Annotated in this window: 14 protein-coding genes; 11 read left to right on the top strand and 3 right to left on the bottom strand. The window is 66.1% G+C overall.

Annotated elements, in window-relative coordinates:
• The first annotated feature begins 69 nt into the window (after nt 1-69).
• The 4 genes from G4G29_RS14730 to G4G29_RS14745 are packed head-to-tail and all read left to right on the top strand — an operon-like array spanning nt 70 to nt 5,484.
• Nucleotides 70-3,042 carry a phage tail tape measure protein gene (locus G4G29_RS14730; protein WP_183150636.1) on the top strand — a complete coding sequence of 991 codons (2,973 nt, stop codon included), beginning with the start codon at nt 70-72 and terminating at the stop codon, nt 3,040-3,042.
• Nucleotides 3,042-3,785, top strand: coding sequence for a hypothetical protein (locus G4G29_RS14735; protein ID WP_183150637.1), 744 nt, complete (start codon nt 3,042-3,044; stop codon nt 3,783-3,785). The genes G4G29_RS14730 and G4G29_RS14735 overlap by 1 nt, the downstream gene beginning before the upstream one ends.
• An 8-nt stretch (nt 3,786-3,793) precedes the next feature.
• Complete coding sequence (locus tag G4G29_RS14740; RefSeq protein WP_183150638.1) at nt 3,794-4,858, top strand: hypothetical protein; 1,065 nt, start codon at nt 3,794-3,796, stop codon at nt 4,856-4,858.
• A complete protein-coding gene (locus G4G29_RS14745) occupies nt 4,858-5,484 on the top strand; it encodes a hypothetical protein (protein WP_183150639.1) in 627 nt (208 codons plus the stop codon). Before G4G29_RS14740 ends, G4G29_RS14745 begins: the two co-directional genes overlap by 1 nt.
• Here the strand turns inward: G4G29_RS14745 and G4G29_RS14750 are convergent.
• A complete protein-coding gene (locus G4G29_RS14750) occupies nt 5,481-5,897 on the bottom strand; it encodes a DUF732 domain-containing protein (protein WP_183150640.1) in 417 nt (138 codons plus the stop codon). The genes G4G29_RS14745 and G4G29_RS14750 overlap by 4 nt on opposite strands.
• 194 nt (nt 5,898-6,091) lie before the next feature.
• Here G4G29_RS14750 and G4G29_RS14755 point away from each other — a divergent pair, with 194 nt between their 5' ends.
• The 7 genes from G4G29_RS14755 (at nt 6,092) to G4G29_RS14785 (ending at nt 10,686) form a co-directional block, all read left to right on the top strand.
• Nucleotides 6,092-6,880, top strand: coding sequence for a hypothetical protein (locus tag G4G29_RS14755; RefSeq protein ID WP_183150641.1), 789 nt, complete (start codon nt 6,092-6,094; stop codon nt 6,878-6,880).
• Complete coding sequence (locus G4G29_RS14760) at nt 6,880-7,182, top strand: hypothetical protein (RefSeq protein WP_183150642.1); 303 nt, start codon at nt 6,880-6,882, stop codon at nt 7,180-7,182. Before G4G29_RS14755 ends, G4G29_RS14760 begins: the two co-directional genes overlap by 1 nt.
• A complete protein-coding gene (locus tag G4G29_RS22440) occupies nt 7,175-7,576 on the top strand; it encodes a hypothetical protein (protein ID WP_244632059.1) in 402 nt (133 codons plus the stop codon). Before G4G29_RS14760 ends, G4G29_RS22440 begins: the two co-directional genes overlap by 8 nt.
• A 265-nt stretch (nt 7,577-7,841) precedes the next feature.
• Nucleotides 7,842-8,282 (top strand): hypothetical protein, encoded by a 441-nt coding sequence (locus tag G4G29_RS14770; protein ID WP_183150643.1) that lies wholly within the window; start codon nt 7,842-7,844, stop codon nt 8,280-8,282.
• Nucleotides 8,283-8,726 carry a hypothetical protein gene (locus G4G29_RS14775; RefSeq protein ID WP_183150644.1) on the top strand — a complete coding sequence of 148 codons (444 nt, stop codon included), beginning with the start codon at nt 8,283-8,285 and terminating at the stop codon, nt 8,724-8,726.
• A 5-nt stretch (nt 8,727-8,731) separates the two neighbouring features.
• On the top strand, nt 8,732-10,519 hold the full coding sequence (locus G4G29_RS14780) for a sialate O-acetylesterase (protein WP_210274182.1): 1,788 nt from the start codon (nt 8,732-8,734) through the stop codon (nt 10,517-10,519).
• On the top strand, nt 10,516-10,686 hold the full coding sequence (locus G4G29_RS14785; RefSeq protein WP_183150646.1) for a hypothetical protein: 171 nt from the start codon (nt 10,516-10,518) through the stop codon (nt 10,684-10,686). Before G4G29_RS14780 ends, G4G29_RS14785 begins: the two co-directional genes overlap by 4 nt.
• Here the strand turns inward: G4G29_RS14785 and G4G29_RS14790 are convergent.
• Nucleotides 10,643-11,518: a hypothetical protein gene (locus G4G29_RS14790; protein ID WP_183150647.1), complete on the bottom strand. Its 876-nt coding sequence runs from the start codon at nt 11,516-11,518 to the stop codon at nt 10,643-10,645. The two genes, G4G29_RS14785 and G4G29_RS14790, sit on opposite strands and share 44 nt — an antisense overlap.
• A gap of 49 nt (nt 11,519-11,567) precedes the next feature.
• A complete protein-coding gene (locus G4G29_RS14795) occupies nt 11,568-11,978 on the bottom strand; it encodes a hypothetical protein (RefSeq protein ID WP_183150648.1) in 411 nt (136 codons plus the stop codon).
• Nucleotides 11,979-12,015 lie beyond the last annotated feature (37 nt).

Raw genomic sequence — 12,015 nt, forward strand, 5'->3', positions numbered from 1 at the left:
TCGTTCGCTCTGCCGTGCACCGGCTGATGGACGCCGACGCCTCATGGCTGCGAAGGACGGTGGTTGCGGATGTTCGACGCCGGAGCGATCGTATTCAGCATCAGGGCAGCGGGAGCCCGAGTCTTCGACCAGGATCTCGCGAGTAACGACCGCTCGGTCACGAAGCTCGGACAGTCGTCGAGGACAGCGGCGGACAAGACCGAGGACCTCGGCAAGAAGCAGGACAAGACCAGCGAGTCGACCCGCCGCCAGGCGAAGGCTCAGCAGGATGCCGCGGCGAAGGCGCGCGACCTTGCCGACGCGCAGGACCACGTCGGCAAGGTGCTCGTCACCGCGGGCGCCGCGATCGTCGCCACCACTGCGCTCACCGTGCGCTCCGCGATCCGGTGGGAGTCCGCATGGGCGGGCGTCACGAAGACCGTCGAGGGCACCCCTGAGGTGCTCGCCGAGGTCGAGACGGGCCTCCGTGGGCTCGGCGAAGTGCTGCCCGCATCGCACGACGAGATCGCGGCGGTCGCTGAGGCTGCCGGTCAGCTCGGCGTGAAGACGAAGGACGTCGTCGGCTTCACGCGCACGATGATCGACCTGGGCGAGACGACGAACCTCTCGTCCGACCAGGCCGCGACGTCGCTCGCCCAGTTCATGAACATCATGGGCACCGCGGGCGAGGATGTGGACCGGCTCGGCTCCACGATCGTCGCGCTCGGCAACGACGGTGCCTCTACGGAGGCGGAGATCGTCTCCATGGCGCAACGCATCGCGGGATCCGGCAAGCTCGTCGGTGCCACTGAAGGCGAAGTGCTGGCCCTGTCGAACGCGCTCGCGTCGATGGGTGTCACCGCTGAGCTTGGTGGCGGGGTCGCGTCCCGCATCCTTCAGGATCTGTACTCTGCGGTCGAGACCGGTGGCGACAAGCTCGAGGGTTTCGCCGACGTTGCAGGGATGTCCGCGCAGGAGTTCGCCACCGCGTTCGAGAACGACCCGATCCGCGCCATGGGGGCGTTCGCGACCGGCCTGAACGGTGTGGAAGCGTCCGGCGGCAACGTCGTCCAGACGCTCACCGACCTCGGTTTCAAGTCGACTGAGGAGCAGCGGGTGCTCCTGCAGTTGAAGTCCGCCGGGGACCTGCTCACGGATTCCCTCGACCTGCAGAACACAGCGTGGGACGAGAACTCTGCCCTCACTGACGAAGCCGCGAAGCGGTACGACACGGTCGAGTCGAAGCTCGGCATCATGCGGAACCGCATCAATGACGCCGCGATCGATCTCGGCTCCGTGTTCCTCCCCGCACTCGCTGACGGAGCGGAGGTCGTCGGCGATCTCGCGAGTGGGTTCGCTGCGCTCCCGGCACCGATCCAGCAGGCGATCACGGTGGGCGGGCTCATGGTGGGCGTCATCGCTCTCACCGCGGGTGCAGCCTTCATCGCTGTCCCGAAGGTTGTCGCGTTCCGTGCCGCGCTCGCTCAGCTAAACGTCACCGGTGCGACGGTGCGTTCCACGTTCGGGCGAGCTGCATCGTTCCTCGGGGGCCCGTGGGGCATCGCGATCGTCGCAGCGACCGCTCTGATGACGTCGTACAACCGCGTCATGGAGGAAGGCGTCCCGGCACAAGAAGAGATCACGAACAAGATCATCGGGACCGCCTCCGCGGCGGACAAGCTCGGATCAGCGATCGCGAAGAACAAGTTCTTCCCGCAGGTCGATGAATCAACGATGGGCGTGCTGCGTGACCTGCCGGCACTGTTGGACCAGGGCGCGGAGGCATCCGACAACTGGTTCGTGGGCCTGATGAAGTCCTCCACCGCTTCGGACAACGCGTTCGACGCGCTGGGCCGGTATGGAGAGGCGCTCGCTGGGATCGCTGGCACCGATCTTCCGGCCGCTGCGGACGGATTCCGTCAGCTCGTCGACGAGCAGGACCTCACTGACGAGCAGGCGCAGGAGCTCCTCAACCGGATGCCCGCTCTCCGTGAGGAGTTGCTCCGGCTGGCGAACCAGAACGGGGAGACCGCCGACGAGACCGATCTCCTCAACATGCTGCTCAGCGAGAGCAGCGAGGACTCGCAGTCCGCCGCGGAGGGGTACATCGAGGCCGCCGAGGGTGCCGCGCAGCTCGGCCAGGATCTGGACAAGCTGCTCGACCTCCTCAACGAGGCGAACGGTGTCGGGCAGGACGCGATCACCGCGAACCTGGACTACCGCGACACCCTCGCCGAGGTCGACGAGGCGATCAAGAACGCTCGCGACGGCGTCGAGGGGTACGCGATCGGCCTCGAGGAGACCACGCAGACAGGGCGCGACAACCGGCGCATGCTGGTCGACCTGGCGCAGGACGCATGGGATGCCGCCGAGGCGCAGTTCGCTCTCGATGGGAACACGGAGGCGTACCGGGCGAACCTTGAGAACTCCCGCCAGACGCTCCTCGACCGCATCAACGATCTCGGATTGTCCGGTCAAGCGGCCGAGGACCTCGCAGATCAGATCATGGACATCCCGGACGAGACTGAGTGGAAGGTCATCGCTCAGACCGCCCAGGCGCAGATCGACATCGACAATTTCGTGAACCGGAATGGTCAGAAGACCATCAACGTCTGGCTGAACCCGCAGGTGCAGGCGATGAACGACGCGTTCGCCGGATATCTGAACACGAACGGGTTCAAGAACGCCGACGGAAACGTCGTCCAGTATGCGAACGGTGGCGTGGAGCACCACGTCGCGCAGATCGCGAAGGGCGGCGACGTCCGCATCTGGGCCGAGGACGAGACCGAGGGCGAGTCGTACATCCCTCACGCGATGTCGAAGCGTGCACGATCCGACCAGATCATGCACGAAACCGCGCGGATCCTCGGCGGGACCTACATCCCGGCAGGAGCGCGCGGTTACGCGGCCGGTGCGGTCGTCAGCACAGCGCCGGCACCCGTCCAGGTCATCCTCTCCCCCAAGGGCGGGATCGACATCCTCAAGTACATCGACGTTCAGGTGCAGCAGGCCGGACAGAACGCCGACCAGCGGGTCGCGAACGCATTCGGAGGTGGCCGCTGATGGAAGCCGGAGCGATCGCCCACTTCGAGGGCTTCACAGCCTGGGGTGATGAGTTCCGGGGCGAGGGCTGGCATCTCGTCGACATGAGCGGGTGGACCGAGTCCCCCGATGTCGACCTCGAGATGCTGGCCCGCCCCGGAACCCACGGTGTGTTCTCCCTCCCGGGATACATGCGGGAGCGGAAGGTCGGCCTCGCCGGGTTCCACGTCGCGCAGAATCACATCCTCATGGAGCATGCTTCTGCCGAGTTCCGGGGTCTTCAGTCTCGCGACATCAAGCTCACGATCCAGGACTCGCACGGCACCTGGTCGGTGAACGGGAAGGTGACTCGCGCCATCTACCGTCCTCACGGTTTCGCGCCAGAGGGCACGTGGGAGTTGGAAGTCACGTGCCCGCTCCCGTGGAAGTACGGTGACCCGCACGACTTCCCCGCTGGCGCCCCCGCGGTCACGTGGGGCACCCAGGAGTCCTCACCGGTCCTGATCGTGTCGGGCGCTTCCGCCACCGGGTACACGATCACGGGTCCCGGCGGGCGTCGCATCGTCACTTCGAAAGCTGTGACAGGCGGCGCACCACACACGATCGACCTCGGCAAGGGCGGCCTCTACATCGGCGGCGTCCGGCAACTGCGCGCCCTGACCGTATTCGAACCGTGGCTGGTCCCCACGCGCCCCCCCGGCGTGACCGCCACCGTGAACAACAGCCTCACGCTGATCACCCGCGTCACCGACATCGACCTGTAGGGGGCCCTGTGTTCCGTGCGGTCTCCCTTGACGCCTTCACCGGCGCGCCGATCGACGAACTGCCGGTCTCCTCGTACACGTATGATCGCCTGCTTTCCGCTCGCGGTGACGGCTCGGCAACGTTCCCCCTCGACGGCACGCACACGAAGGCGCAGCTGCGCGACCTTCTGCTGCACATGGCACGCATCATCCGCCTCGAGCGGGACGGTGCCATCGAGTACATGGGGTACGTCAACGGGCGCCCGTACCGGAGCAGCCGCACCGAGATTGGCGTCGAGCTCGTCGACCTGTGGACGCTCGCGAACCGCCGTGGAGCGTGGGACCACAACGCACCGAACATGGAGCGTTGGAGCACGACGATCACGGGCAGTCGAGCGGAGCACGCAGGACTCGCGCTACTGCGCGGGCGTACCGGTCCCGCGCTGCCGGATATGCGCATCCCGGTCACGATTCCCGGGTTCCCCACCGGGACGCAGGTCACCCGGCCGTACTACGGCTACCACCAGGAGAAGGTGGCCGACGTCTGGGACAAGCTCATGGCCGAAGGCCTGGACATCTACCTGCAGCCCCGCATCCTTCCGAACGGCGACGGGGACTGGCTCATGCGAGCCGGTGACGGGTGGGGCTCGGGGGTCCAGCACGAGTTTTTCGTGAACGCACGGGAGTCCGATGTCGCTGACTTCGAGGAGTCGTCGGACGCCTCGAGGGTCACGAACAACGCCCGCAACAACGGTGAGGGCTCTGAGGTCGACATGCTGATCCGGTCGGAGCGGAACACCGCCTCCCCGTACCCGCTCTTGGATCGGATCACCGACCGGCGAACGATCACCGAAGCCTCACAGCTTTCCGCGATTTCCGCCCAGGACCTCGTCACGTACGGGCAACCCACCTTCCAGTGGGACTTGACGGTCCCCGCGTCACACCCGATCGACGTCGGCGACACGGCGTGGATGCACTTCTACGGTGAGCCGTGGATCGCCGACGGCTGGCACGAACGCCGCGCCGTGAAGGTCGCGGGAGGGACCGCATCCAACCGCAAGCGGGTGTCTCTTCAGCCGACGGGAGGAGCCTGATGGGAGTCGTGCACATCGGGCTGAAGATGAGCGGCGACGAGCTCTGGCGCAAGGTCGAGAGCATCGCGCGTGCCACGCTCGCGCGAGCGGCGTTCGGGCGCAGCGGTGCCCGGTTCTACGAGGGCGGCTCAGCTGTCTTCGAAGACGGCGGCGGCATCATCATCCGCAATTCCGGCTACATCATCATCGACGGCGACATCACCGGTGCCGGCGAGTTCGACTGGACCGGCCCCTGGAAGCTGTCCGGACCGGGGCAGGTGACCGCGCCGACGACGGAATGGTCAGGCGACATCGAACTCACTGGCGATTTGAACGTTGTCGACGCGGGCAGGATCAAGGTCGGCTCGTCTCTGGTGCTCAACCCGTCTGGCAACAACGGCCGTGTGGAGTTCGCCAACGGCGCCCAAGTTTTCACGGACGGCTCATCCATCCAGGTGTACCTAGGTAACGGGGTGTGCCAGGTCTCCAACGCGGAGGCGAAACTGCAGGTTGGCGGGACGTCGTTCCGGGTCCAGTCCGGGCAAATCTATGCGAGCGGGATGGACACGATGAATGCGACGGAGGTACCTGGAGGGTTTGTCGGCGCGATCGTGAATTTTAGCGGTCAGATCTTTCGCTTGGTCTAGCCCGCATCGGTGCAGTAAGTCTTCTGAGCCGCGCCTCGAATCGCAACGCTGTCGTAGTACACGCCGGTGGTCGGATGAGGGTCCTCACCTTCAACCACCCTCACGTCCTCCATGGCGACACCAGACTCGAGCTGCTCGCAGGCTTCGTGACCGGCGGCGATGAGCTGTTCGTCTGTGGCGTCAGGGATTTGCGTCTCGGCAAGAAGTTCCTCACGTACGTACGCGAGGAACTTCTCGTCGGCCTCGCTGGCAGTCGAGCTTTCCGACGGAGCCTGCGTCGGAGTCTCTGCGGCGAGCGGCGCGTCACTCTGCGAGGGCTCCGGCGCCGCATCCGATGAGCCACCCGGGGCTCCTGCGCATCCCGTAAGGGAGAGCAGGAGAACGGCGCTTACGAGCGCGATGCGGGTCTTCATCGGTTCCTCCGGATGTAGGTCTCGAGAGCGCGTCGGATGACGTCGCTGATCGTTTCGTCATTCTGCTCGGCGGCAGCCTTCGCAGTATTCCAGAGCTTCTCGGGCACTCGCACCTGTCGCGGAACCATCGGTTGCTTGACCATGCGACAACCGTACACACAAACGTAAATACATACAAGTGCGCGGGAGGTTTCATGGGTAGCTATACGAACGGCCGGTTCCCGCTCACCATGATGGTGAAGCTCGGCGACAAGCACTACCTGCCCGCGGGCACCGCCGCCCGGTGGCGGTGGCTCCAGCGTCAAGCGTGGGAGAAATACCGGGTCTGGCTGATCATCACGCCCGGGTGGAACGCATACCGGCCCTACAACATCCAGGTCGAGTACCGCGAGGACCTCGGGATCTGGGCCGCCGTCCCCGGGTGGTCGTCGCACGGGCTCATCTACCAGGGCCGCTCCTGCGCTGCGATCGACGTCGCCAACTGGGGTGACCTCGGCTGGGCCCGCTTCAAGGCCCTCTGCCGTCTCGCCGGGTTCACCGTCGACTTCGTCAGCCCGCAGGAGCTCTGGCACATCGGCGACTTCAACGACATCTGGGCCGTGCCGGCCTTCGCCGCGACCCCGATCAAGCCCGTACCCGCTCCGGCACCGGAGCCTGAACTGCCGCCCGAGGAGGACGACATGCCCACCGTGATCAAGAACCCGACCTCGAAGGAATGGTCCCTCCTGGACCCGAGCATCGGCCTCGACCTGCCGCAGTTCGTTGCGGGCCAGCAGAACCGCTTCCGCAGCGAGAAGACATCCAAGGGGGTCGTGAACACGTACCGCGGGTTCATGGCCACCACGGACCCGAACATCGGTGACGCGTGGTCGCGGACTCACTGCCGTTTCTACGGGAATGTGCCGCAGGAGCGGCAGCCCACCGACTACCGAATCGCGCAGAACGAGGCCTCCCGCCTCTCCGTCGAGACGCACCGCGCCTGATGCCGGACCTGACCGCGATCGGCGGATGGGTCGTCGCGGTCATCGTCGGGGCTATCGCGGCAGTCGCGTCGCTGTTCCCGAAGAAGGGGTCGCTCGAGCACCAGATGATCGACCAACAGCAGGAGCGCATCGAGACCCTCGAAAAGCGCGTCGACAGCCTAGAACCCGCCCTACTGCGCTACCAGCGCAAAGACCTCGCATGGGAACGCCGAGAAGCCCAGCTCATGAGCGGCGTCGAACGAGGCGAGTACCCACCTTGGCCGGAGAAGACCGGAATCCTCGCGGAGGAGAAGCATGACTGACACCGATGCGCTGCTGAAGGCGTCCGTGCGTGAACGGCGCCGCCTATCGGCGATGTTCACCATCCTCCTCGTCGTCGTCGCTGGCGTCCTCGGCGCGGCGTGGATGCTTGAGCGCTCCCGTGGAGACTCGTGGCGAGATCAGGCGCTGCACTGGCAGGACGAGTACGTGAGCCTCTATGACGAGTTCACCGCCTCGACGGGCGAGGAGCCCGAAGCGCCGGAGCCATCCGCCGTCGCACAGGGCGCGCCCGAAGCAGTGACGGGGAGCCAGGACCGGCGGGAGTCGCCGGCATCCCCGGCCCCGTCGGAGCGCGCGGCCCTGGCCCCTCTTCCGAGCAGGTCCTCGATGGCATCTCACGGTGCTTCTCCGCGGGCACCTGCACCGCGCCGGTAGGTGAGCCCGGCCCTGCGGGAACACCCGGTGCGGACTCATCGGTCCCGGGTCCGACGGGCCCTGCAGGACCGGCGGGTGCCGCGGGCCCGCCTGGCGCGGCGGGACCACAGGGTGCCACCGGAGCGCCCGGCCCCACCTGTCCAGACGGGTTCACCGCCACCCTCGCGTGGATTTCTGTATCCGCGACCGAGACCGACACCCCCCAGCAGCAGCAGGCGATCGTCTGCATGCCTGCGCAGAAGACACCCGAAGGAGAACCCGCATCATGAACACACTCGCCCGATTCCTCACCCCCGAACGGCGACAGTTGATCCAGGCATTCCTGGTCGCTCTCGCCCCGTTGTTCATCATGTTCGGCTACGGCACGGACGGCACCTGGGAACAGGTGCTGATCATCTCCGGTGCGGTGCTCGGCGCTGTCGCCTCGTTCCTGAGCCTGCTCAACGTTCGCGTCGCCGACTGGGCGACACAGGGCTGGGCGATCGTCCGCGCCACCATCTACGGCCTCGGCACTGTCGTGTCCCCGTCCCTGGTACTCCTCGGCTTCTACGATGACGCGACGAACACGCAGATCCTCACCGGCCTGTCGCTCGCCCTCACTGCTCTCTCGGCGGCGATCGCGATCTTCGCCAACGGCCGTCAGCAACTCGTCGTCGCGGAAGCCATGACGCCCGGGACACTGCGCCGCGACCTCAAGGAGGAGTGAATGTCCACGATCACCGGACTGCTGACGGACGCGGGTCTGTCTCCATTTCAGGGACGGTTCCCGCGTCTGAAGTTCCGCCCCGTGAACGCGACGACCGCTGACGCTCACGTCGTCACACGGGAGCCCGTCGACGCGGTGATCAACGACGGCACAGGCGAATTCAGCGTCACGGTCGTCTCATCGGATGAGACGACGCCCCCTACCCGGTACACGGTCACCGCGGACTGGGACAGCGGGCGCGAACTCGACGTCATCCAGGGACTGTATGTCCCGGCGGGCAACTGGAACCTCAGTGACCTGATCCTCGCCACCGCACCTCCGAGCGTGGGGATGGTCATGTACGGGTTCGGTCCTCCCCCGCCCGGCCTGACGAACGTCCTCTACGTCGACATCTCTGGATCAAAGCCGGTGCTCTACGCACCGGAGAACGGTGGGATCGGATGACTGGCATGCTGCCGATCGGCGAGTTCGAGGCTGCGGGAGACCTGACGACCGCGGCGAACATCAACCAGCCGGGCGCCGCATCTCAGGCGGCCGTCGACGCGCGTGTGCAGGGCGTCGCTGCGGACATCATCGCAGGCGACGGCACCGTGAAGGCAGCAGCGGCGGCCGCCGTCACCGCGGATATCGCGACCCGCAGCATCATCGAGTCGAAGCAACTCGGCTTGGAAGACCTGAACGCGGTGACCGCACCAGGTCTGTACGGGCAGGCGACTGCCGCGAACGCGACCCTTGCCCGGAACTACCCGATGGCTGGTGGAACGTGGACGATCGAAGTCGTCAAGGTCAACACCACGGCGACGGCGGTCGTGCAGCGCGCGGCGCGTGTTCTCTCCGGTGAGACGCGAGTCGTTGTGTGGGAGCGTCGTCTCGCTGCGGGCGTTGGTGCATGGGTGCGGGTTGGTTTCTCGCATCTCAGCCTTGCCACCGAGGATCTGAACACAATCACGTCGCCCGGACTGTACGGACAGTCGACCACGGGATCCGCGACCCTCGCTCGGAACTACCCGGTCGCGGGCGGAACAGGCATCCTCACCGTCGAAGCAGTCAACCCGACGGCAACGTTCCTCGTGCAGCGGTATGCCGTTGTGAACACGACGGACGGTGTGAAGTCGATCTGGATGCGCACGGTCCTCACTACCGGTGCGGTCACCTCGTGGGTGCGCATCGACGGTGGCGGCGGCGGCGGGTCCGACGGCGGCGAGTACGTCTCCCGCGTGATCGTTCTCGTCGGCTGCGGCCAGTCGAACATGGAAGGCCGCGGCCGCCCGTTCAGCGCGTTCCTCGACCCGGTCGACAACAGGATCCGCATGTGGGAGTGGGGCTCGTCTTCGCTGACCACAGCGACGGTGCCGCTGTCTTCGCGACAGCAGCAGACCGGCCTCTCCGTGCTCACGGTCATGGCTCGCGAGATCCTCCGCGCAGACCCGCGCGCTCGCGTCGTCATCGTCAACGCGGGTGTCGGCGGCACCGGCCTCGTCACCAAGCCGACCGCCGGCACATGGAACATCAGCGACCCGGAGTCCCTGTACCCGGCAGCGAAGGCCGCCGCGGTCGCAGCGAAGGCCGCCGCGGAGACCCTCTTCGGTGTCCCCGCCGCACAGGTGGTCTGGGCCTGGCATCAGGGCGAAGGCGACGCCGGCACCTCCCGTGCCGCGTACGAGGCCGCACTCGACGCGCTGGTCGCCGACTTCCGGGCGACGATCCCGGATGCGATCGGCCCGATCGTGGGTGGGATGATCCCGGAGTACGTGACGGCGAATGCCACCCTGGCACCCGTCGCGCTCGCGCACCTGGACACGCCCCGGCGTCTCGTGGGATCGGCATACGCGCCGGCCCCGCTCGGCGGCGGCGGATCAGCAGATGTCGGCGACACCGTGCACTTCCACCGCACAGGTGTCGAGCAGCTCGGCAAGCGGATGTACACCGCGATCGAACGGGCAGCGTCGAACCTGGCCGACTCGACACCGCACCAGCCGCTGAACGTCGCCGCGGCGTTCAACTCCGCCGGGAACGTGGACGTCACCTGGACGCCGCCGCTCACCCGAGCGATCGGCTACCTCGTCGAGTACCGACCCAACGGCACCGGCTCCTGGCTCGTCGCCACCCGCGGTGAACCACTCGAACCGGGGCAGACCATCACCGGCCTGTCCGCACCGTTCGTCGACGTGCGCGTCTCCACCGTCGGTGAGAGTGCCACATCAGCACCGGCCGCAACGGTTCGGGTGATCGCATGATGACCGTCGGCGAGATCATCAGCGCCCTCATGGCCTACCCACGCGACGCGCGGGTGAGGCTTGAGGGTGCTGAACTCGACGACGCCGCCATGCTGGTCGAGATTGTGGGGGTAGAGGAGGTCGTTATCCAGATGGATGAGGTGGTTGCGTTGCTCCCGGACGTTTGAGCGCCTCCATCGCCGTAGCCCACCACTCCTCAACTTCGGGTCTCTGTGCTCCCGCGCCCAATAGGTAGTGAGCAACGACGTTGAGGTACGTGGGCACCAGGACAATCAAACAGCGCGCATAAGCATCGCCGGACAGGCCGAATTGGACCAGGTTGAGGCCGTATGCCCCTCCTCCGCGCACTAGGACTTCCGACATCTGGTGGTGCCCCGAGTCTTCGCCGTGGGCGAGCGACGAGAGGAACGAGTACTCGGTGCTGCCGCTGTGCCCTTCGAGTGACCTCATGCGGGCAAAAGCCATATCCACGACATCGATGAATAGACGGCCGAAGCTGATCGCGCGGTCCTTCTTCGATATCCCGAAGGGCGCTGCGGCGGCGAGGAGTTGGTCGTGTGTGGCCTTGGCGCGCGCGAAGTCGTCGGGGTTTTTGATTCTCTCCTTCAGGGCGTTTTCTGAGTTCGCCAGACGGAGCCGCATCCATCGGCTCAGCAGTTCCTCTGCATCATTCGGCTCAATGAGGTACCACGCACGTCCGAGCGATTCGATCGCAGAGCGCACTAGAGAGCCGGCCGCAAACCCGTACACCGGGTCGCCGGCAACCATTGACGCGCCGAGCGCACGAAGGCAGTCAAGTGCAGCGATGATCGAAGCCCCGGCGGAGGCGATCGCATCAGTGATCGCGTTCGGCGCTATCGTGTCCGTAGCGAACCGCTCCTGCCCAGCTGCTATCTGCTGGAATGGTGACCCTGCCGCGAACGGCATCGCGAGGTGCACGCGAAGGTTGGTGTCGTTGGCTTGAGTCAAAAGCCTTTGGCCCGCGTCGCTCCAGTCCATGGTTCAGAAACCTACGCCCTCAGCGCCATCGAATCACGATGACCCCCACCTAGCCTTCGGGCCGGGTGGGGGTCTTTCGCGTTGCCGGGGCGATCGACTCCCTCACCCGGCGCGACTCGCTCCACGCGCCATCTGCGAGCTCGGGTCGATCTGCCACCATTGCATCCACGAGCGGACGAGCCGCATCCACAGTGACGGTGGCGATAGCGATGAGAGCCCTCATCCACATCCGTCCGACATCGTTTCCCATGTGACCGATAACAGAGTGTGCGAGGACTTCAAACGGGAGCTTCGGGACCCCGAGGTGCACCCCGCCCTGCACCTGAGCGAAGAACTTGATGACCTCGAGGACCGACACCGGCCCATCGTCATAGGTGGCCGCCGGTGCACGTAAGAACTCTTTGAGGGATCCCTCGACAGTGGGAACGGCGAAGCTCGATACGTGCGCGAAACCGAGCATGGTACGGCTGTTGGGCGCGACCTCGGGCGCATACGGG

The sequence above is a fragment of the Microbacterium sp. Se63.02b genome, assembly GCF_014171575.1.
Lineage (GTDB): Bacteria > Actinomycetota > Actinomycetes > Actinomycetales > Microbacteriaceae > Microbacterium.